The 21,997-nt window shown below is 38.7% G+C and carries 22 protein-coding genes; 6 read left to right on the top strand and 16 right to left on the bottom strand.

Going from position 1 to position 21,997, the window contains the following annotated elements; genetic code table 11:
* Nucleotides 1-38 precede the first annotated feature (38 nt).
* The 4 genes from CH354_RS12575 (at nt 39) to CH354_RS12560 (ending at nt 4,067) form a co-directional block, all read left to right on the top strand.
* The gene (locus CH354_RS12575; protein WP_100718978.1) at nt 39-404 is read left to right on the top strand and encodes a hypothetical protein; all 366 of its coding nucleotides are present in this window, start codon (nt 39-41) and stop codon (nt 402-404) included.
* The gene (locus tag CH354_RS12570; protein ID WP_100718977.1) at nt 401-1,357 is read left to right on the top strand and encodes a hypothetical protein; all 957 of its coding nucleotides are present in this window, start codon (nt 401-403) and stop codon (nt 1,355-1,357) included. The genes CH354_RS12575 and CH354_RS12570 overlap by 4 nt, the downstream gene beginning before the upstream one ends.
* A 9-nt stretch (nt 1,358-1,366) precedes the next feature.
* Nucleotides 1,367-2,815: a rhodanese gene (locus tag CH354_RS12565; RefSeq protein ID WP_100718976.1), complete on the top strand. Its 1,449-nt coding sequence runs from the start codon at nt 1,367-1,369 to the stop codon at nt 2,813-2,815.
* Between the two features lie 190 nt (nt 2,816-3,005).
* Nucleotides 3,006-4,067: a multiheme c-type cytochrome gene (locus CH354_RS12560; RefSeq protein WP_243396071.1), complete on the top strand. Its 1,062-nt coding sequence runs from the start codon at nt 3,006-3,008 to the stop codon at nt 4,065-4,067.
* Here CH354_RS12560 and CH354_RS12555 read toward each other — a convergent pair.
* The 11 genes from CH354_RS12555 to CH354_RS12505 all read right to left on the bottom strand — a co-directional run bounded on the left by CH354_RS12555 (nt 4,027) and on the right by CH354_RS12505 (nt 16,014).
* Nucleotides 4,027-5,199, bottom strand: a complete 1,173-nt coding sequence (locus CH354_RS12555) for a trans-sulfuration enzyme family protein (RefSeq protein WP_100718974.1) — start codon at nt 5,197-5,199, stop codon at nt 4,027-4,029. The two genes, CH354_RS12560 and CH354_RS12555, sit on opposite strands and share 41 nt — an antisense overlap.
* A 96-nt stretch (nt 5,200-5,295) precedes the next feature.
* Nucleotides 5,296-5,967 carry an ABC transporter ATP-binding protein gene (locus tag CH354_RS12550; protein WP_100718973.1) on the bottom strand — a complete coding sequence of 224 codons (672 nt, stop codon included), beginning with the start codon at nt 5,965-5,967 and terminating at the stop codon, nt 5,296-5,298.
* Nucleotides 5,964-7,217, bottom strand: a complete 1,254-nt coding sequence (locus CH354_RS12545) for an ABC transporter permease (RefSeq protein WP_100718972.1) — start codon at nt 7,215-7,217, stop codon at nt 5,964-5,966. Before CH354_RS12545 ends, CH354_RS12550 begins: the two co-directional genes overlap by 4 nt.
* Entirely contained in the window at nt 7,218-7,988 is a 771-nt protein-coding gene (locus CH354_RS12540; RefSeq protein WP_100718971.1) for an efflux RND transporter periplasmic adaptor subunit, read from the bottom strand.
* A 53-nt stretch (nt 7,989-8,041) separates the two neighbouring features.
* Nucleotides 8,042-9,331 carry a tRNA (N(6)-L-threonylcarbamoyladenosine(37)-C(2))-methylthiotransferase MtaB gene (mtaB, locus tag CH354_RS12535; protein ID WP_100718970.1) on the bottom strand — a complete coding sequence of 430 codons (1,290 nt, stop codon included), beginning with the start codon at nt 9,329-9,331 and terminating at the stop codon, nt 8,042-8,044.
* Nucleotides 9,328-10,107, bottom strand: a complete 780-nt coding sequence (locus CH354_RS12530) for a tetratricopeptide repeat protein (RefSeq protein ID WP_100718969.1) — start codon at nt 10,105-10,107, stop codon at nt 9,328-9,330. Before CH354_RS12530 ends, mtaB begins: the two co-directional genes overlap by 4 nt.
* On the bottom strand, nt 10,104-10,538 hold the full coding sequence (locus CH354_RS12525; protein ID WP_100718968.1) for a hypothetical protein: 435 nt from the start codon (nt 10,536-10,538) through the stop codon (nt 10,104-10,106). Before CH354_RS12525 ends, CH354_RS12530 begins: the two co-directional genes overlap by 4 nt.
* A gap of 25 nt (nt 10,539-10,563) precedes the next feature.
* Complete coding sequence (locus tag CH354_RS12520) at nt 10,564-13,116, bottom strand: ATP-dependent Clp protease ATP-binding subunit (protein ID WP_100718967.1); 2,553 nt, start codon at nt 13,114-13,116, stop codon at nt 10,564-10,566.
* A 60-nt stretch (nt 13,117-13,176) separates the two neighbouring features.
* On the bottom strand, nt 13,177-13,899 hold the full coding sequence (locus CH354_RS12515; RefSeq protein WP_239671336.1) for an ATP--guanido phosphotransferase: 723 nt from the start codon (nt 13,897-13,899) through the stop codon (nt 13,177-13,179).
* A 71-nt stretch (nt 13,900-13,970) separates the two neighbouring features.
* A complete protein-coding gene (locus CH354_RS12510; protein WP_100718965.1) occupies nt 13,971-14,669 on the bottom strand; it encodes an ABC transporter ATP-binding protein in 699 nt (232 codons plus the stop codon).
* Nucleotides 14,662-16,014, bottom strand: coding sequence for an ABC transporter permease (locus tag CH354_RS12505; RefSeq protein ID WP_207762685.1), 1,353 nt, complete (start codon nt 16,012-16,014; stop codon nt 14,662-14,664). The genes CH354_RS12510 and CH354_RS12505 overlap by 8 nt, the downstream gene beginning before the upstream one ends.
* A gap of 60 nt (nt 16,015-16,074) precedes the next feature.
* Between CH354_RS12505 and CH354_RS12500 the strand changes: the two genes are divergently transcribed.
* Together CH354_RS12500 and CH354_RS12495 are read left to right on the top strand one after the other, a co-directional pair.
* Nucleotides 16,075-17,061 (top strand): hypothetical protein, encoded by a 987-nt coding sequence (locus tag CH354_RS12500; RefSeq protein WP_100726970.1) that lies wholly within the window; start codon nt 16,075-16,077, stop codon nt 17,059-17,061.
* A gap of 6 nt (nt 17,062-17,067) precedes the next feature.
* On the top strand, nt 17,068-18,087 hold the full coding sequence (locus CH354_RS12495; protein WP_100726971.1) for an LIC_10230 family protein: 1,020 nt from the start codon (nt 17,068-17,070) through the stop codon (nt 18,085-18,087).
* A gap of 2 nt (nt 18,088-18,089) precedes the next feature.
* Here the strand turns inward: CH354_RS12495 and CH354_RS12490 are convergent, their stop codons facing one another.
* From CH354_RS12490 to rnc, 5 genes are read right to left on the bottom strand one after another with little or no spacing between them, the layout of a single operon-like run.
* Nucleotides 18,090-18,830, bottom strand: a complete 741-nt coding sequence (locus CH354_RS12490; protein WP_100726972.1) for a toxin-antitoxin system YwqK family antitoxin — start codon at nt 18,828-18,830, stop codon at nt 18,090-18,092.
* A complete protein-coding gene (locus CH354_RS12485) occupies nt 18,805-19,701 on the bottom strand; it encodes a mechanosensitive ion channel family protein (protein WP_100718961.1) in 897 nt (298 codons plus the stop codon). Before CH354_RS12485 ends, CH354_RS12490 begins: the two co-directional genes overlap by 26 nt.
* Complete coding sequence (gene aroB / locus CH354_RS12480) at nt 19,694-20,794, bottom strand: 3-dehydroquinate synthase (protein WP_100726973.1); 1,101 nt, start codon at nt 20,792-20,794, stop codon at nt 19,694-19,696. The genes CH354_RS12485 and aroB overlap by 8 nt, the downstream gene beginning before the upstream one ends.
* The gene (locus tag CH354_RS12475) at nt 20,791-21,252 is read right to left on the bottom strand and encodes an NUDIX hydrolase (RefSeq protein ID WP_372487286.1); all 462 of its coding nucleotides are present in this window, start codon (nt 21,250-21,252) and stop codon (nt 20,791-20,793) included. The genes aroB and CH354_RS12475 overlap by 4 nt, the downstream gene beginning before the upstream one ends.
* Nucleotides 21,252-21,980: a ribonuclease III gene (gene rnc / locus CH354_RS12470; RefSeq protein ID WP_100718958.1), complete on the bottom strand. Its 729-nt coding sequence runs from the start codon at nt 21,978-21,980 to the stop codon at nt 21,252-21,254. Before rnc ends, CH354_RS12475 begins: the two co-directional genes overlap by 1 nt.
* Between the last annotated feature and the right edge of the window lie 17 nt (nt 21,981-21,997).

Below are 21,997 nucleotides of genomic sequence, written 5' to 3'. Positions count from 1 at the left end.
GGTTTTAAACGAATTTATAAAGAAATAGGGAAAGTTTTATGAAATATATAATCCAATTTTTAATCGGAAGTTTATTGCTGACAAATATTATATTTGCATCAGGAGGTATCGGTGGTGGTGGGATCGCCAATATTCCGCAAGGCCAAGATCGTGAGAAATACCATCTAGGGAAAGCAATCTTTAACCAAGAGCTTAGTCTTGAAAAACAATTAAATGTTAACTCAAATGATCAAGACGAAAGATTGGAATACTTACAAGGCAGTCTACCCAATACAGAAAAACGTAGGGTCAACTTACCAGACTTATCTGGTAAACTCACTGAAGAACAATTACAAGCATTGGAATACTTTGTCCAAGTCCGATTTAACATTAAGTTACCGGAAAAAAAGAAGGATAAAGAATGAAAATACTTTTTCCATTATTAAGAATATCCTTACTTGTATTTTTTCTTTCTATAACGAGTTTGTATTCCCAACAAGCTTGGGCACCGTATGAAAGGCAACTTTGGGTTCGTCCCGTATTCATTCATTCCGAATATGACAGTGCTTTTCTTGCCGGACAAAAGGCAAAATATGATGACAATGTTAGAATCTCCGTTGCGAATTTAGCCTTGGAATATGGAATTACAGATCGCCTAACTGCTGACCTAACGATAGGTTTTGGTAAACTTGGAAGGCATAGAATTTTTAATCGTTATTTCGGATTACAACAAACTCCAGAAGTACCCGACAAATACGGTTTTATGGATACACGGTTTGGATTACGTTACAAACTAGTCGATGAGTTTGATTCAAAATACAGATGGATGCCAACGATATCCTTACGTGTAGGAGGCATCAAACGAGGTGATTATGACCGCAACCCTCAATCATTGGGAGATGGAGCTAGTGGTGGTGAGGTCAATTTGTATCTGGCAAAAGACTTTGGAGTTTGGGGAATGGGTGGACTTGGAGAATTGTCTTACCGAAAAAGAGAAAACCCTGTTCCAGATGATATCCTCTATTATTCAGCCCTTTACAAACGATTTTTTGAATCCTTATTTCTAACAATTGGTATGCGAGGACAAATCGGGCAAGGAGGTTATGCGTATGCTGATCCAAGACAACAACCTCCTTGGAACTTAGTACGTTACCCACAACCGAGTGTTTATGGTATCAATCCTTACGATGTTTACGTACAAAATGAACGACCAGCATGGGGAAGGAAAGAGATTTATCATAATGCAGAAATAGGTTTTAGTTACGTTGATAGTTTTGGAAACTTCTACACGCTATTTTATTCAGAAACCATTGCAGGTTATAACACAGCAAGGTTACAAACTGTTGGTTTCGCCATCACTTTACCTTATAACTTATAGGAGGAAACAATGCGATATTCAAAACATAAACTACTGGTACTTTTTTTATTTTCTATTCTAAGTTGCAAAGGCCAACCTGAGTATGCTTTTTTACCTCAGAGTCTTAAAATTGATCTAACACCTTTTCTTTTTAAAAATTATACACCGTTAGAACTTGCGACTCTTTCCAATTACGATTACAACCAGAACCAAAGTGGGCTCATCACAGGGACAAAACTTTCGAGGTTTTTATCTAATTGGTCAACAAACAAACCTAATACTGTTTTTGGAAATCTAATTGTATTCCAAATCCAGTCATCAGGTTCAAGCGGAAGGTTTGTATTTTTTGATGGGAAACAAACATATGCATACCCTGTTACGAATTTAAATGATTTGTTAACTGATACAAGAGATGATGGTGTTTTGTCTGTAGATGGAATTGTTGGAAAGGGCAAAAAAGTCTCTGATTTTTTCGCTATTTATGGAATAGATCCGGCGATTGATTATGTTGTGTTTGCCCAAGACACTTCAAATCTCTCAAATTTATCATCAGCTACTTTCGCCTACTATGCGTTATTGTATTGGGGATTCCCAAAGGAAAGATTGGCGGTTCTGAATGGATCGATTGCAGATTTAACTGCTTCCAATACTCTTTTTACGACACCTACATATAATTACGCAAATAGCAATAGAGCTGGTCTTACCAAAACTTTGTTACGTGATCATACATCGATACAACTCACGATTGGAGATCTCATTCATTCCATAAAGAATGGAAATTCTAACCTAGAAGAAGTAGATCCCGTGCCCGTTGAAGGTTATTACTTAATTGATGGCAGACCAAATGCTGCATTCACTGGTACAACTAACTCTACAGCATCAGGTACAAAATACACAAACTGTACAGCGAAAACAAATGCTAGTTTTGTTTCCAATTCCTGTGTAACTACGTATGAAGGAAGAATAAAATCAGCATCAAATTTGATTCCAACTGATTTGTATGACGGTACTAGTTTTCAATTCAAGTCCTTTTCACAACTTGGAACTTACTTAACTAATACTGGTTATATTGACCAGAAATTAATCTATTTGTACGGGGAAGAAGGAATTCGCACTTCGGTTGTATGGTTTGCCCTACACCAGATTCTAGGAAAACCAACTCGATTTTATGAAGCAGGTTGGAAACAATTCGGTGCTCTAGGTTTACGTTCACCAAGTTCTGGCTCTAGCCCTAGTGCCATCACCCAACCCGCATCCTATTGGAGAACGGACTTATCTGCACTTGCAGAATCCATTACAACAAATGCAGATGCCAATGTACCTAACTATCAATTGGACTTTACCAGACAATTTACAAAATCTTCGAATAAAATTAGGTCAGAAGATAAATTGTTTTTACGTGGTAATAGTTCAAGTGGAGGAACGAGTGGTGGAGGTGGTGCTCCCTCAGGAGGTGGAGGAAATGCTTGCGGTGGATAATCATTCGTAAATAACATCCAAAGAAATGAAGTTTCTTACTTTACAACTGTCGTTATTGTTTTGTTTTTCAATCAATTTATCCAGTTGTAAAGAGAATTCATTTCTTGTTGAACATTGGAATCATCCCTTACCTCTGTTAAATGGTTCCAACCAGGGAAAACAATTACAACTTTCCTCTATGGAATCCAACATGGATCCAAAACAATGTGCCACTTGCCACGAAATCCAATGGAAATCATGGAAAAGTAGTTTCCATGCAAAGTCCATTGGGAATGGACTTCTCTGGCAAAAAACAAATTTAGAATCAAAAGAATATAATAATTGTTTAAACTGCCATTCTCCCTTACAAGAAACCAAGGCAGAACTATCCGAAACTTTTCGAACAAAAGAAATCATACAGTCTCAAAAAGAACATTTCCCAAAAGGAATTTCGAATCCATCCATCCAATGTGCAAGTTGTCATATCCGAAATCAAACTTGGTATGGACCTCAAAGAAAAAATTTTAATCGAAATGAAACAGAAAATGATTCCTTTCCACATAACGGATTCAAAGCGATATATGATTTTGAATCTTCACTCTTTTGTAAATCCTGTCATGAAAGTCCAGAGAATGGTGTGTATTTAAATGGAAAACAACTGATGGAAGTTTACAAAGAATGGGAAAATTCATCATTTGCCAAACAAGGGATCCAATGCCAAAATTGCCATATGCCAGACCGGGAACATTCTTGGAAAGGAATCCATGATCCTGATTTCGTGAGGAACTCAGTAGAACCTTCCTGGAAACTAGAGACAATATCCAATGGTGAAATTCGTATCTATGCAGAACTTAAATCTATCGCCGTTGGTCACAAATTTCCAACTTACTTGGTTCCAAAAATTTATTTACGATTTTATACAATCGAGGCAAACGGAAAAAAAATATTAATCGAAGAATCGATTATTGGAAGACTTGTCAACACAAACCTTTCAGAAGAATACTATGATACAAGAATTTCACCTAACGATAAACATACACTAGATTTTACATACAAACTGAACAATAGAAGGGTAGAAAAAATAGTATGGGAAACGATAGTAGATCCAGATGAACACTATGTTCGTAGTTTCGAAGAGAGTTTACAGATAAAGAGTAAGTTTCTATCAGAGGAAACCAAAAAACAATTAACACTTTCTCTTTCCGAAAAAAGAGAAAGTGAATTCAAATTGTTTACTTTGAGTTTGCCAATGCCTGTTTTACTTCGGCAATGATATCGTCTATGTGTTCCAGTCCCACTGACACTCGGATGAGACCTGGTTTAATCCCCACTGCCAACCTTTCCTCTTCCGTCAGTTTGGAATGTGTGGTTGTAGTTGGATGAGTCACAGTGGTTCTTGTATCTCCCAAATTTGCAGTTAAAGAAAACCATTTGAGTGCATCCAAAAATTTTTTAGCCCTATCGACCCCACCTTTGATCACAAAGGAGACAATTCCTCCTCCAGATCGCATTTGTTTTTTTGCAATCGCATAACCAGGGTCATTTGGTAAAAATGGATACCTTACTAGTTCCACATCTGGTGATTCTTGTAAGAATGTAGCAAGTTTCATCGCATTTTCTGCATGGCGGTCCATTCGAACTGCCAAAGTTTCCAAACTTTTAGAAATGATCCAAGCATTCATAGGTGAGAGGGAAGGACCTGTGTTTCTAGCCATATAGCGGATCGGTTGGATGAGTTCCTTTTTACCTAAAATGACACCTGCTATCACTCTACCTTGTCCATCTAAGTATTTTGTTGCAGAATGGATCACAATGTCAGCTCCGAAGTCTGCTGGTCTTTGCACATAGGGAGAACAAAAACAATTGTCAACAATGAGAATGACCTTTTTCTTTTTACATAAAGCACCTACCCATTCCAAATCCACAATATCAAGCCCTGGATTAGAAGGTGTTTCAATGTAAAGGATCTTGGTATTTTCTTTAATTGCGGATTCCCAATCCTTTGGTTTATCCATGTCAACATAAGTTGTCGTTACACCAAACCGTGGTAATATGTTCGCAAAAATTTGATGAGTGGATCCAAAAATTGCTCTTGCAGATACGATGTGATCCCCTGATTTTACAAGTCCAAAGATAGAGGTAAAGACAGCAGACATACCAGACGCAGTGGCGATTCCATCTTCTGTGTGCTCTAACGCACATAATTTTTCAATAAGTTCGGTTGTATTGGGATTGGAAAACCTTGTGTATTGGTTCCCTGTTACTTCTTCTGCAAAAAGTGCCCTCGCATGTTCGGCATCATCAAACACAAAGCTAGATGTCAAAAATAAGGGAGTTGAATGTTCTTTTTCCCCAGTACGTTTCGTTTGGATGCGGATGGCTTCGGTTTCAAAATGTTCAAACATGTCTGTTACCAAACTGATTGAAGAGCTTACGAATTCATCATTTTTTTTGGAAAATATCTGCTATAGAATCAGATTTAGACTACTATAGCAGAATTTCTATGAAATTTCAGCAATTTTTCCATCCACCATGTGGATCCTTTGGCGAGCAATTGCCGCATAATCGGGGTCATGCGTAACAAATAGAATCGTTGTTCCATCTTCTTTGTTGATGCGTTTAAAGATCTCCATCACCTTGTCTCCGTTAGCCGTATCTAAATTCCCAGTGGGTTCATCAGCAAACAAAAACTTAGGTTTTTGGACAAGAGCACGTGCAATCGCAACCCTTTGCCCTTCACCACCTGACATCTGACTTGGAAACTTATCCTTACAATGAGAAACAGAAAAACTTTCCATCAAATGAAGAGCATACTCTTCTACTAATTTTTGTTTCCCAGTTTTACGGGCAGGCATCGTGATATTTTCTAATCCTGTTAATTCTGGTAACAGATAATGGAATTGAAAGACAAAACCAATGGATAAATTTCTAAGTTCATGAAGGGCTTTACTATCCATCTGCAATAAAGATGTACCTCCCAGTTTCACATCACCGCTTGTCGGAAAATCAAGTCCACTCACAATGTACAAAAGTGTAGACTTACCGGAACCAGACTTCCCTGTGAGAGCAACAAAGTCACCTTCTTTGATCTGTAAGGATACATCTTGTAATACAACCTGAGGAGGTTCACCAAATGATTTATAAATTTGGTTTGCTTCTATTCCCAGACTCATGTAGCACCTCTGATGATGTCTACGGGAGACAAACGACTTGCCATACGGGCGGGAATATAACTTGCAATAGATGCACTAAGAACTGCAATTGAAAATCCTTTAACATAAATCATCACATCCCAAGAAATCATCATTGTTTTCATGAGTGCTTTTGAGTTTTGTTTGGGATCGCCAATGGGAATTCCATCTATATAATAACATCCAAGTATTCCTACAAAAATCCCAATGATGGCACCCATTGTACCGAGAAACAATCCTTGAAAGATAAACAATTGGATGGTATCCTTTTCATCAAAACCAATGGATCGCAAAATGGCGACTTCTTTCTTTTTTTGATTTACCACCATATTGAGTATATTATAAATTCCGAAAGCTACAACAAGGATGATGGTAAATGTTGTTGAGTTCCTAACAATATCTTGTGTGCGAAACACTTGTAAGATACTCGCGTTCACTTCGTCCCAACTTTCAACCTTGTCTTTACTAAAGTATCTCCAATCTTCAGCAATTTCTTTTGCCATTCGAATGTCTTTAATTTTGACAATGATCTGTGAAATTTCACCACTGGACTTTGTAATACTTTGAACAGAGGATAATGAGGAATAAACTGTCACTTCATCTATCATTCGATTCCCCGTACTTAATATACCAACAATTTTGATCGGGATGAGATCTGTTCCAGGGATATAAACAAAAATAGTATCATCTAATTTAGCACCGAGTTTATTCAGAACTCCTTCTCCCGCAATGGCAAGAGAAGTTCCTCGTGATAGATCCGCCAATTTTCCTTCCACAATGTAATCACTGAGATTGGTGACCTTTGGTTGGATATTCGGATCCACACCCACAAACCTTGCAGGTGCAGTTGATTTTCCGTTCACAAAAATAACTTCTTTTGTGAGTTGAGGAGCATAGGATATCACCCTATGGTCATTGGACAATTTATCCATCCACCCAAGAACATTCGTTAACCTTGAGTTATCGGTTCTTCCAGAAGGCGGTGAGAGCCATCTAACTTCTTTCCCTTGAAAAAATACATCATCAAATGTACGTTCGGTGACAAGCTCATCTTTAGGAGAAATTTTGATTTGACCATCTGAATTCACAAGTTGGTCAGTAATGACTGCTTGGAAACCAAGCATAATTCCAGAAAATACAATATATCCAGCAGTCCCAAGAACAATCCCAATCAGAGTCAAAATAGATTGTTGGGGTCTCGATAAAATTTGGCGAATCGCAAGGAATAACATTTAATTTTTGACTAGGACCTCATCCCCTTCGATTAAATCCCCTTGGATGAGCTCACCAAACTCTGAATTAATGGCACCAATTCGAATTTCGATTTTTTCGCGTTTCCCATTTCGATAACGTGTAAGTTTCCCTCTTTCCACAGCAACGAGAGGCACAAGGATCACATTGTCTTTGGAAGAAACTTCGATGGCAACATCTGTTGTCATTTCAGGCAAAATTCCTTGGGGCAATTCATGTGGTTTAATTCTCACAAGAAACTGACCGTTCGATGGATAAATTCGTTCAACTTCGCCTTTGTAAACATTCCCTCGGATGGACTCAAAACTGAGTTGGGCATGTTGTCCTGGTTTCACTCGTAATGCTGATTCTTGGTCGAGAGAAACTGAGATGTACACTTCTTTTAGATTTTGGATTTCCAATATAGGTAACCCAGGCATTGCCGTTTCGTTTTTTGCAATGCTGAGTTTGGTTATGGTGCCACTAAACGGTGAACGGAAAGTAATTCCTGAATCATTCACTAGGAGTGGATCTCCTTTTTTGACTGATTGTCCTTCTTCCGCATAAATCTCTCGGACCGATGCTGCGATTCCAAACTTTAAGATAAAACTATCCACTGGTTTCACAGTGCCCAGTGCATAGACAGCTTCCACTAACGAACCTTTTTTGATGACAATCAGATTGGACTTTGAACCTCGAAAGAAAAAAACAAGGGACAAAATTAGAATGATCACAATTAAGGATACGAACCCGTAGAGTTTTTTACGATTCATGATGACCCCATCATGATCACTTCGATTGATTTGGAAATCTTTTTTCTTGTGAATTAACGAGCAAAGGTAAAGAGAAATTCACCTTCTTTGTCTTTGGCGGGGAAATATTCTTCACACCTAACATCAACAAACTGCCCTTTTTGTAAGGTATCAATTGGGAATGATTCAGGAAGACGTCCCTTCAAATAATGATCCGTCACAAGCCTTCCATCGTTTTCTAAAATTGCTTCAAAGGTTTTGCCAATAGCTGTTTTTGCATAGGTTTCGTGTAACTTAGAGCTGAGTGCCATAAGGTCCAAAACACGACGTTTTTTTTCATCCCCAGGGATAGGATCTCCTAAACTTTCAGCAGAAGTTCCTTTTCTTACAGAATAAGGGAATACATGTAATTTGGCAAACCCAAGTTCAACTAACAATCGCTTGGTTTCTTGAAATTCCACCTCGGTTTCAGATGGAAAACCCACAATTACATCAGTTCCTAAAAATAAATTGGGAAGTTTTGATTTTGCAAGTTCGATACGTGTTCGAAACGCATCGGGGTGGTAGGTTCGTCTCATATCTTTTAAAATTTTACGACTTCCACTTTGGATGGGAACATGTAAAAATTTACAAAACCTTGGGTGTTGCATCAGATCGAGTAAACCAGATCCTACATCAGGAGGTTCAATGGAAGACAAACGAATCCTTGAGTATTCTAAAACTTTTAAGATATCTTCCACTAAATTGAGAAAACCCTTTTCTCCATTTTCCAATCGGTACCAACCCAAATTAACGCCTGTTAATTGGATCTCACCTACTCCATTGTCTTGTAAGTATTTAACTTGGTCGATAATGTCCCCGTAGTTTCGGCTGACTCCAAGTCCCCTCGCTGCGGGGATTTTACAATAAGAACATTTACGGTTACAACCATCTTGGATTTTTAAATAAGCTCTGGTATGTCCTTCCGGCAAAACATCTGAATAGGAAAAACGATCTAAGTTTTGCGGTTGTGAATAGGTTTTCCCTTCCCAATCCGCCAAAATTTGGTAAGGAAGGCTACTCTTTTCGGTATTCCCAAAAACACCAAACACCCCAGGGATATTTTGTAATACTTCTTTATCTGTCTCCGCATAACAGCCTGTAACATATACTTTTGCCCCAGGGTTTGTGCGAATCGCATTACGGATAATGTTTCTGTTTTTAACATCAGCTTTGTTTGTAACCGTACAAGTATTGACAACGATGTATTCAGCGTTTTCATCTGCCGTCGCAAGAGTAAACCCTTTGTCTTTTAGGACAGTGTACATTCCATCTGTCTCAAAAAAATTGAGACGGCAACCAAGAGTATGGAACTTAATTTTCACAGGGCCGCGAGTGCAGTAATCCTTTTCGAATTTTCTTTGATGGTATTACTTTCACCATTGAGAGAAGATGCCTTTTCTATACATGTTTTAGCTTCTTCCAAATAGGTATTGGCCTGATTTTTTTTGCCTAATTTTTTATTCGTTCTGTATAATGACTCTTGAACAAGCGCTAGGTTATTCCAAATTTCTGCAGAGTTTTGGTTGATACTTGATGCCCAACGTAAACTCATATCAGCCTTATCATAGTTTTTTAATTGGTAATAAATTTTACCTTCTAACTCTAACATACGGACATCACTCGGACTTCCGGCTTTTGCTTTTTCAATTTGAGAAAGAGCTGTTTTGGAAGCTCCCTTTTCAGAAAGTGCTAAAGCATAATAATATCGAATCTCTGGATTTTGAGGGTACATGGGAATCGCTTTTTCAGCGAGCTCAATCGCAGGTTTCCATTTTTTATGTCGAGTTAAGATGGCAAGGCTTCCTTGTAGGAGATCTTCATCATCTGGTTTTCGTTTTCTAGCTTCCAACATGTTTTTATAAGAATTATCAAAGTCGTTTAACTTATCATAGTTGTAAGCAAGTAATGCATAAAATTCGTAGGAAGACTTACCATCAACGAGTAGGCTTTTGACTAGTTCGATCGATTTAGAGTAGTTTTTGGTTTTGTATTCATCTACCGCTTGGAAATAAGCAGAACCAACTTGTTCCTTCTCTTGCGCATATAGTGAGGATACAAGTAGACAAATAACAGCAGTGATGTGAAAAAAATGTTTCATAGTAAATCCGAGGGAACCGTAATGGAGTTCAAATTGACCGTATCGATCCTGGAATGGTATGGTTCAATAGGGTCCAGGTATAGGAAAACGCTTCCCCCTTTGGAAAGCAAGTAATGTTCGATATGTTCTTCCGTAATGATTTCCAAATCTCCTACATAGAGGATTGGATTTTCCCCAGGACCCAAATGTAGATGGAATTCTTCCGTAGGCAAAAAATCTGATAAACCCAAATACCCAGAACCATAATACAAACCCGATTGGAAGTAGTATTTGTAATGAACTTTGGCTTCAGGCAGGATTAAATTCGGGCGAATGTAACCGAGTTCGATGCGCTCAATCGTTCCCACAGTGCGAATTTTACGAAGTTGGAACCAGATTTTACGAATGAAAAAATAAGAAAATAGGAAGACGAGGGGAATGAGAATTGCCATTTCCTTTCGCCTTCCTTCTCACTCTCTATACGAGAGCTAAGTCTTTTTCCTCAGTGTTTGGAGAAGAACCGTCGTCTTTTTTCGGTACTTCTTTGTAGTCGGACCAAGGAGTTTCGGAATACACGAGTTTTCCATCTGCCAAATCTACCAAAATTTTGGTAGGGTTGTCATATACCCCTTTTAGAGACTGCACTGCCATATAATCTTCCAACTCTCTCTGGAACACACGTCTGAGAGGTCGTGCCCCGTAGTTTTGGTCGTATCCAATGGTGGCAAAATGTTCTTTTGCACCTAACGTGAGTTCCACAAGAACCTTTTTCTCCGTCAAACGTTTGTTAAAATCTTTTAACATGATATCCACGATGCTAACGATTTCTTCTTTTTTGAGAGGAGCAAAATAAACCACTTCATCCACACGGTTGAGAAACTCTGGATTAAAATGTTTTTTCAATTGTTCTCTTGCTTGTTCTGCTTTGTAAGTTTCTCTTTCTTCCGCAAAATCTTCAAAACCCAATCGTCCACCTTTGGAAATTTCCTTAGCAGCGATATTAGATGTCATGATGATAATGGTATCTCGGAAATTGACCTTACGACCTTTGGTGTCTGTTAAATTTCCCTCTTCCATAATTTGGAGTAGGATATTAAACAAATCATGGTGAGCCTTTTCAATCTCATCGAGTAACACGAGGCTATATGGTTTTCTCCTCACAAATTCAGTGAGTTGGCCACCATCATCATACCCAACATACCCTGGAGGGGCTCCAATGAGTCGTGAAACTGCATGAGGTTCCATATATTCGGACATATCAATACGAAGCATATTGTCCTCAGAACCAAACAACTGCTCTGCGAGAGCTTTTGCCAGTTCTGTTTTTCCCACACCTGTTGGTCCAAGGAAAATAAAAGAACCCGTAGGCCTTTTTTCACTTTTGAGACCTGTGCGAGAACGTCTGACAGCTCGTGCCACCTTTTCGATGGCTTCTGTTTGGCCAACAATACGAGATTTGATGTCCTCTTCCAAATTGAGAAGTTTGGTGTTTTCGGACTGTTCCATTTTTTTCAAAGGAATCCCTGTCCATAAACTGACCACAGAAAGGATGTCTTCTTCTTCGATCGAAACAGCATAGCCTTCCATACGTTCTTGCCATTGTTTGGTTTTTTCTTCCAATTGGCTTTTTTTACGATTCACTTCATCTCGAACTGCTGCGGCCTTTTCATACTCTTGGCTACGTACTAGATCTTCTTTTTTGACAGATAGTGCTTTGATCTCTTCTTCAATCTCTTTGATTTCATTGGGTCGTTGGCAATTCGCAAGACGTGCCTTCGCTCCCGCTTCATCAATGATATCAATCGCCTTGTCTGGTAAAAAACGATCATTGATATAACGATGAGATAATTTCACAGCTTGTTCGATTGCTTTTTCCGAATAACGCACCTTATGGTGAGCTTCGTATGCTTTTTTCAATCCATCTAAAATGAGAACCGCATCATCCACAGAAGGTTCGAGAACCTTCACCATTTGGAATCTTCTTTCCAAAGCAGAATCTTTTTCAATGTACTTACGGTATTCGTTATTGGTGGTGGCACCAATACATTGTAGTTCCCCACGAGCGAGTGCAGGTTTTAAAATGTTGGCTGCATCCACTGCCCCTTCTGCCGCACCTGCTCCAATGAGAGTGTGTAACTCATCGATGAAGATGATGATGTTTTGTGAAGTGACGATCTCTTTCATGATCTTTTTCAATCGTTCTTCGAACTCACCACGGTATTTGGTTCCTGCAATAAGGCTTGCCAAATCCAAAGATAACACTCGTTTATCGAAAAGTAAATCGGGAACTAATTTTTCCACTACCGCTTGCGCAAGACCTTCTACAATTGCAGTTTTACCCACACCTGATTCTCCTACGAGGACTGGGTTATTTTTTGTCTTACGAGATAAAATTTGAATCACTCGTTCGATCTCTTTTGACCTTCCGATGACTGGATCCAATTTTTTTTCACGAGCGAGTTGTGTTAGATCACGCGCAAATTCGTCAAGGATCGGAGTTTTACTTTTTTCTTGTCTAGGAGTTGCCGTTTGTGTTTGGCTTTGTCCTGTGGTTTGAGAACCAGTTGTTCCACCACCCACAGCACCCGAAGGTGGTGCTCCGAGTAGACGTAAAATTTCCGATTTGATGACATTATAGTTCACACTGAAGGAAGATAAAGATCCGCCAGCGATGTTATTATTATCACGGAGTAATGCGAGTAAAATGTGTTCGGTTCCCACATAATTATGTTTGAGGCGTTTTGCCTCTTCTTTGGAAACTTCGATCATTTTTTGGTACTTGTCTTGCCCTTGGCTGACATCGAGTAACAAAGCACCCGAACCCTCACGGGTACGTTTCTCCACTTCTTTACGGAGTTCGTTTAAATTGATGTTTAGATTCGTTAGAATCTTTATCGCGACAGAGTCCTCCTCCCGGAGAAGCCCAAGTAGAATGTGTTCAGGACCGATAAAATCGGAACCTAAACGTTTAGCCTCATCTTGGGCGATTTCGTTGATGACTCTTTTTGCTCTTTTGGTGAATTCCAACATGCCGCACCCTGCCTTTAGTAATTAGACGAACGTCCTTGTTCCCATCATGACCGTACTGGTTCAAAGGGAGCCTCGTAAACCAAGAATTTTGTAAAACTGACGTTTTTGGACCGCGAATGCGTTCTTCCACGAGATTTTTACGACAAGTCCGCGGAAGTTTCCCAGGGACTCTCTTCTATGATCGGTGGAAGGAGCAATTTCTATACCAAATTCAGAAAGTTTCTCGAAAAGTGAAAAGAACCTGGGATCCACTCCCTCTTTGATTCCGAGAAGGAGAGAATCCCTCCTTCCTTTCCCCAAATTGGTAGGACAAGAGGAAATAAACCCAATCCCCTGGCGGTAAGCCCAATGTTTCCGACTGTAGAACAAACGTAGGAGGGACCTTTTTTCTTTCGAAAGCCTTGCCTGTAAGGTTTTCTTGGCGTTTTGCAATTGTCCGTAGTTTAGATCCAAAATGCGAAGGATTTCCAAACGTACATGGTCTTCCGCACCTAAATACAAATGGTAAATTGGACTGATTCCTTCTTTTGAGACAGTAAAACTGTTTGGTCCCTCTTTTGGATCTTTCCAAAACCCACTCTCGGCTAACAGGCGTCTTGCCTCCATTTCCTTTGGTTCATAAAAGGGAAACAAAGAATGGGCCAAATTCCTTGTGATCCGAGTTCGATACGACAGGAATTGGATTTTGGATTGGCTATTCGAAAAAATTTCCTCAATTTCTGTTAAAAGAGAATTGGGTATCCACAATCGACGAGATTGTTTGGGAACAGGAAACACTGTCACACAATGTTCACACCCATATTTACCAGAAATTTGAAATTGCGAATCCTTTGTGCCACAAATCCGGCAATACATTACAGGCTAACAGGCGATAGTTTACCGGAAACAATTCGATTCCTCTTATGTGCCATGGAAGCAAGTTCCAAGTCATGAGTCACAAGGATGAGAGAAAACTTAAATTCGTTTTGTAAATCTTTGATGAGATCCATGAGATGACGTGAATTGTCCCGATCTAAGTTCCCTGTTGGTTCATCTGCAAGGATGAGTTGCCTTCTTCCCACAAGGGCACGCGCCACACCCACACGAGCACTTTCTCCCCCTGAAAGTTGGGAAGGAAAACTTTCGGTTCGTTCACCAAGACCTACTTTTTTTAAAATTTCAATGGCTTCCGCCTTTGCTTGTGATGGATTCATCCTAGCAATGAGAAGTGGCATCATCACATTTTCTAAGGCAGTAAAATCGGGAAGTAGTAAATGTTGTTGGAAGATAAACGAGATTTTTTCAGCACGAAAACTCTCTCTTTGTTTTTCGCTGAGGTTTTTTAGTGAAACTCCACAGACTTCCACCTCACCGTCGTCAAACGAATCCATGGCGCCGAGGATATTCAGGAGAGTGGATTTTCCAACACCAGATGCACCTTCCACAGAAACGATTTCACCAGGTAACACTTCAAAGTCGAGACCTGAAATGATATGGTATCTTTTGTCCACAACTTGGTAGTACTTTTCTAATTTACGAACAGAAACAGTTGGTTTGATTTCAGAATTAGTCATTGCGAATGGTATCCACTGGGTTTAGATTTGCAGCCATACGTGCAGGGAAATACCCAGCAAGGCCTGAGAGAATGGTAGCAGCCGTTGTCACCATAAAGATAAAGGAAATATCAATATCGACAGGGATGTGATCAAAGTAATAAATATCTTTTGGAACCAGTTCCACAGGATCCCAATCCCCAGGATTTAATAGACTTCCCACTCCATTGATGATTTCCGAAATCGCGTTGATGATGACTTCTAACTTTGTCGCAATAAAAATCCCAGTCATCCCTCCCACTAACGAAGACAAGATGCCCACAATCATTGCATTCAGTGTGAAAATGAGAAGGATATCATTGGAAGCAAGTCCAAGTGCTTTTAAGGTTCCTATGGATCTACGTTTCGCGCGAATGAGAGAGTGGACAGTTGCCACCATTCCAAGTGCCGCAAGGACAATGAAAAGAAACACAATGATGGAGATGATGGTTTTTTCCAACCTGAGGGCAGCAAGGAAGTTCTCTTGTTCTTCCGCGATGGTCCTTACCGACCAAGATGTATCATCTTGGATTTTTTGGTTCCAATTTTCTTCGTTTAACCGAGATAAGATTCTATGTTTGGTGAGTTTTAAATCATCCAGAGAACGAACCTTAATGGCGATTTGGTTCACAGCACCTTTCATCTTAAAAAACTCTTGGGCCTGGGGGAGAGATAAAAAGACAAACTTAGAATCGTAATTATAATAACCAGTTTTGAAAAGTCCCACCAATCGAAAGGATTGTACGTTCACTTGTACTCCCCGTTCGACCGTGAACCTGCCACCAGGAACTGCCATCGTGATCTCACGTCCAATCCCGTACCCATAAATGGCACTCATTTCCTTTCCAACAACTACGAGTTTTTTTGTATTGATCGCAGGGATTTCGTCACGGTTGTACTGCAAAATGCGAGGGAAGTTCGGGAGTCCGTTTTCTACTAATTTTTCAATCGAGTCAATGGGAACCGCACGGATCATAATCGGGTTAAAATTATTATTACTTTGGATGAGACCGTGGCTTGTGATATTCCCTTCCACAGAAACAAAGGATTCTGCGAGTTTCGGATCGGATTTCAAATGATTGATGACTGTTTCATAATCATAAATGGCCCCTGAACCGTAGGAATTTTCGATGGTGATGTGTGGACCACCTTGCCAAAGGGATTCTTTCACTTGTTTTTGGAACCCATTAAAAATGGAAAGAACGACAACAAGAAGCCCCACTCCCACTGCCATCACGATGAACGATAGTCTGGATTTAATGGAGAGGAATCCCAAAACGCGGGACCCTCGGATGTAACGAATAGTGATTAAAGAGACGATTCCCATGATGACCTAATCTTTTTGACAGCTTTCTTCGAAAGATGGATACTGTCAAAAAAGAACCTTATGCCTGAAACACCAAACTATTATTCTGTCAAAGTCAATCTTCGAGACGAAGCCAATATGGTGTACACCATGGTTTCTGCCATCATTGACCCGGTTGAAATCAAATCGGTGAAATTTGAGGGTGTTTCGTGTACAAGTCCCCTCTCACTTCTGCCCGTTCGGTCCACCTTCCAAGACTTCTATAACCGAATGCAAAGGGTGATCTACAAAGGGGAACAACAAAAAAACATTACAAAGTCCTTACAGGAACTCATCAAAACCAAGTTTGGTTCCGAAAGTTTTTTAGAAGAGATCCTCCATTACATGGATCACAATTTGACTGACCGATTGGACTTTGTTTTCAGTGAAATTCACAAACGAACTGCTGGAAATTCAGAACCAAAAGTGGAAGTTCATTTTGAACTGATTGATCCAAACGACATGACAAAAACCACTGTGGACGAAGAGGAAATTGCCAAAAAAGAAGCACCTCCCGTCACACCGGTTCCACAAGCATCTGGATTTCTCATCCCTGCTGACAAACAAATTGTTCAGTTTAAATTCCAACTCTCACCAGTGAATGGTGTGCCTCTCGTAGAACTGAAAGCAGGTGACAATGTATATGTACGATTAGTGCCTGGAGATTCTATCACAGATTCCATCATCAATACTTTGGAACTCAAAGAAGAGTCGGGTGCGATCAAACAAATCCCAGCCAAAATTGTAAACATTTCGAATAACAAAAACTTTTCGGAAGTTGTGATCAAAATCAATGAACAAATCTATGGAAAAATCATAGAAGAAGAAAACTCAGTAAAAATTAAAACCACTGATAGCAATATGGGTGCTGCCAATATTATGAACTCTGTTGCCTCTCCAACAGCCAAAATAACGAAAGCAAAACAAAATCCTAATTTGGCCGCTGATGAAAGTTTCCATTTGATGCCTTATATCATCATGCTTGTTGTACTTGCAATCGGTATGATGACAATTTTTGTAATTCTCTAAACTCTAATGACCCAATTCAGAAAAAAATTACCAATTCTATCTCCATTCTTCATCGCACTGGTTGTCCTCCATTCGCTTTTTGTGGACTATACAGTGCAATTCCCCGATTTTATCTCTTCTGAATCATCGGAAACCAATTTGGAAACGATAAAACCCAAGGTTATCGCCGAAAATGGTGTGATCGGGAGAATCTCTTATCTTGAATCTTTTTTAGTCGAAATCGAATCAAAAGAATTACCAATTGATACAGATTTAGAGGACACAAAAGATAATGTCAAACGAGTGCTAATCGGCCAAAAACTATTACTTGGCCTTTTATTGTTTTATCTTTTTTTAACCTTTTCAACTGCAATGACTTATATGTTCCGAGTTTGGTTTCACAAATCAATGGCACATGTTTTGTATCCAGTTTCACTCGTTGTATTATTGCCAAAAATATTTTTCCAACTGAACTTAATGGTTCAAAAAGATATTTTTTCCTATTTTTATTTTCTCTTCCTACTTTGTACCTATATCTTTACAATCTTAGCGTATCGTACCATCATCAAAGACAAGGAACCATATGAAGGATTTCAATCCTTACAATTTTCCTCTTCTTTGGAAGAAGAAGGAAGATCTCCTAACCAAACCAAAACGGGAACCTATTTTGTCCCCATTTTCCATGTTCTTGTGATCATACTGATTGGAATTCTAATTGGGAATTTAATTTATATCCCACTGTTTCTCTTACAAAAACACTATGTAAGTGAATTTAGTTACTTTATATTCTTTTTAATTGGACTCTTGTCTGTATTTTATATCTTCAATTATAACAAAGTGGGTGGTGAGTCCCAAAACAAAAATTGGCAAAACCTTTCTGTCAGTTTTGCCTACTTACAGTATCGTTTTTTACGAAATGGATTTTTTTCCATCTTCACAACGATACTCATCATTTTGTTTGTAACATTTTTGTTTAGTTTATTACTCTTTAATATTGATCTCATCCAAAACAATTTAGGATTATTCGGGAAAACAACAGAGTTTTAAAATCAATTACATTCAGGTGTTTTGTTTTGTTTTACAATACACCATGGGTTCCCATTCGGATAATACGTGTTACGTGAAATAAGCTCCCCAGAATCGGAATACACTTCGGATGCTTCTTTAACACCCGTTGGGTAATAATAAAACCACTCACCAATTTTTTTGTCTTCTGAATAACTGCCCTTAGCTTCTACTTTTGTATCTGGGTAATACCTCACCCAATCACCTGTTCGAAGTCCTCCGTCATAAAATCCCTTTTCATTCAAACGTCCATTGCGGTAATAACGAAAGTAAGCTCCGTTTTCATTTCCAATTTCAGCAGTTTGGATCCAAAGTTGTTTTTTTCGATAACCAGCTTTATAGTTTTGTTCTATATAAATTTTGCCATCTGAGAAATAGAATTTCCAAAGTCCATCTCTCTCTCCATTCACCATCTTTCCTTCCATAATGGTGGTTCCATCGATATAGTTTAATTTTTTACCAATCCCTTCTGGTTTTCCAAGTGCATTTACTGGGACAATTGTTATCAAATTTCCGTTTTCATACCATTCACGAAAATAACCTTCTCCAATCATTTGGTAGTGATTTGTTTTTTTATCAAAACTTGCATCTTTTGGAACTGTATTTGGTCTTTCACTTTTTCCTTTGCATGGTCCAAATAAATATCCACCAAGGAAAATTACTAAGAGAAGGGAAATAAAAATCCAAACAGGACTGTCTTTAATGGGTGTAGATGTAGATGTCATTTTCTTCTCTAAATTTTGTTAAGATTTCTTTTGAGATTAAGATTCGATTCAATCGTTTGGAACGAATTGGTGTAAGATAACGCAAACACATTAAAATGGTTCCTTCTGGTTCCAATGATGTGTAAACAATCGGTGTTGTTTTGCCAAGTCTGACGAGATAGTTTTTTGACATTTCTCGAATTTTGGATTCTACTAGTTCCGGAGCGAGCACCAACTCTTCATGTAAAATTTGAGAACAAATTTTTTCTGCTTTTTCCCAGTTGGATCTAAGTTCCAAGTATACACGAAATTCATCCCAAACAAAATCCATAGTTTCGGATACGATGAAAAAACGGTGTAATACAATATTATAATTTGGGAAATGAATCAGACGATTTGTCGATTGTTCAAATCTTGGGTCTTGTGCAATTTCAAGTAAGGTAAACTTAAAAAATCCAATATTAACAACATCACCCTTGATTGAATCAATTTCGATCCGATCACCCACTTTAAATCCATTGGCACCCATGATCATAAACCAACCAACCATGTTGAGCCATACTTCTTTCAGTGAGATCACAATCCCTGCACCAGCTAGACCAAGTACTGTTGGAAGGAGTGATAAACTCGAAAAAATGATAGGTAAATAGGCTATCGCAAAAACGAGTAAAAAACCCATCCTAGCTACTTTTCTACGATTGTATTCATGTACTGGATCGAGAGCAGGTTTAATTCTCTCGACAAGGAACATTGTGATTTTGTAACAAATCACTGCAAACACAACCATATAGGCAAATAAAATGAGTGTTTCAGCAAATTCTCTATTATTGCTTCTCAATAGAGTTAATGGATTTAGATCTAAATAAAATTCTTTTATACTTCCACTACCCATTGAGTTTGATTCCTTTGTGGCGTTTCAATATATCTAGAATTAGTTTTCTTTCGACCGGAACACCAAACTTTGGTTTACCGAAGTCTTCCAACAGAACAAACTTTAAAGTATTCCCATCCTTTTTTTTATCATGTTCCATGTGTTTTAAAACCAAATCCGGTTTTTCTTCCAAAACAGTTGGTAATTCTAATTGGGACATGAGTGATATGGCTTTTTGGAAGTTGGATTCAGAAAAACCAACTAATTCTTTTGATAATAACAATGCAGTCACAAGACCTACAGAAACTGCTTCTCCATGTGAATATTTTTTGTAAAGTGTGAGTGATTCAATTGCATGGCCAGTTGTGTGTCCTAAATTGAGGACGGCACGTAATCCCGATTCTTTTTCATCTTGGGAAACAATTGATGACTTTACTCTTACGGATTCTTCGATCGCATAACGCAGAATATCTGACTTTTCAAAAAAATCAGAACGTTTGGACTTGGAAATTGTTTCAAAAAAATTCCCACCATCCAAAAAAGAATGTTTTACCACCTCTGCAAGACCACAACTCCATTCTTTTTTTGGTAAGGTTGAAAGTGTAAAGAGTGGAGCAAAAACAAATTGAGGTTGGTAAAAAGCACCCACCATATTTTTGCCTGAATCAACATTTACCGCGACCTTTCCACCAACAGAAGAATCCACACAAGCAAGTAAGGTTGTAGGGACTTGGATGAACCGAATGCCTCTCTGGTAAGTAGCAGCGATAAAACCAGCAAAATCTCCCACCACTCCGCCACCAAAGGCAATGATCACCGCATTTCGATCGGCATCAGCTTCAATGAGTTGGTGGTATACTTTTTTGACACGGTCAATGTGTTTGTTTTTTTCACCTGACTTTAAGTAAATAAAGGAAAATGGAAGAGAACTGTTTTTGAGTTCTCTAATGATATACTTTTCATAAATGCCTGCGATTTCACGGCTTGTGAGAACAAAGACATGTGATATTTTTTTGAGGTTGTTCAGTTTTTCAGAAAGACCAACAAAGTCTTCATGTAACTCGACAGGGTAAACAAATCCTGAACCGACGACTTCTCGTTCTGATAACTTCATGGTTCATTCACCCATGGGCTTGAAATATATCTAGGTTTATTTGTGCTTTTGGTCCGAAAGAAATGTTTTATATCAGGTCTTAAATCCATAGATAGAATTTCTTTTGGTGTGAAATAACCAAATCCTGATATTGCTTTTTCTTTCGCATTGAGTACTGGCAAAAGTTCTTTTACCTTTGTTAAAAATACAATTTGTATCAGGTGTCTTTTTTTGTTGGGATCAATGGATTCATTTAATAATAAAAATTCAGTGTGACTTACTTCGAGAGACAGTTCTTCTCTTAGTTCTCGTTTGAGAGCTTCTTCACCCGATTCACCAAATTCAATTCCCCCACCAGGAAGTAACCAATACCCAGATTGTTTTTTCTGTTGTTGGACGAGTAAAATTTTGCCTTTGGGATCTTGGATGAGTGCCGCGACCCGGACTCTCATGGATTTTGATTTGAGTAAAAAATCGATCATAATAAGTTCAAAACACGCAGAGCTGCTTTTGCGGCCATTTGTTCGGCTCTCCGTTTATTCTTTCCATCACCCGTCGTTTGAAAATGATTTTCACAGGAAACTGATACAGAAAATTCTTTATCGTGGTCAGGCCCTTCTTCTTTCAATAAAACATACTCTGGTAATTTTTTCCATTTTTTTTGGCAATATTCCTGTAAAATGGTTTTGTAATCTTTTGTTTCTTCCGCCGACTCTACTTTTTTTTCCATCGATTGGAAATGTGGGGTTAAAAAGATCCGACAACTGTTTAAACCTTGGTCCAGATACAAAGCACCTAAGAAGGCTTCAAAACAGTCTGCTTGTAGATTTAAGTTCACTTCCCCTTTTTCTTTTTCACCCTTTCCCAATAACAAAAAATCAGGGAACCGGTAGACACGTGCCAATTTTGCAATCGCAGGTGCTGATACCATTTTGCTCTTGAGTTTCGCCAAGATCCCTTCTTTGCCTTTGGGTAATGATTTATAAAGGTATTCAGCAGCAAGGATCCCAAGGACCGAGTCACCTAAAAATTCCAATCTTTCATTGTCAGATAGATACCGATCTGAGTCTTCATTGGCAAAGGACCTATGAACAAAAGCTAGGTGGAGAAGAGAAACATCCTTAAAACTAGTATTCGTAAGGGATTGTAGTTCTTTTAGAGAGTTGATTCTTTCAGGAGAAAGTTTGATGCGAATGGAATGGGACAAGGGAAAAAGATCCGGGT

This window comes from Leptospira levettii (assembly GCF_002812085.1).
Classification (GTDB): domain Bacteria; phylum Spirochaetota; class Leptospiria; order Leptospirales; family Leptospiraceae; genus Leptospira_A; species Leptospira_A levettii.
The sequence above is the reverse complement of the archived record's forward strand: the minus strand, read 5'-3'. Positions and strand labels throughout refer to the sequence as shown.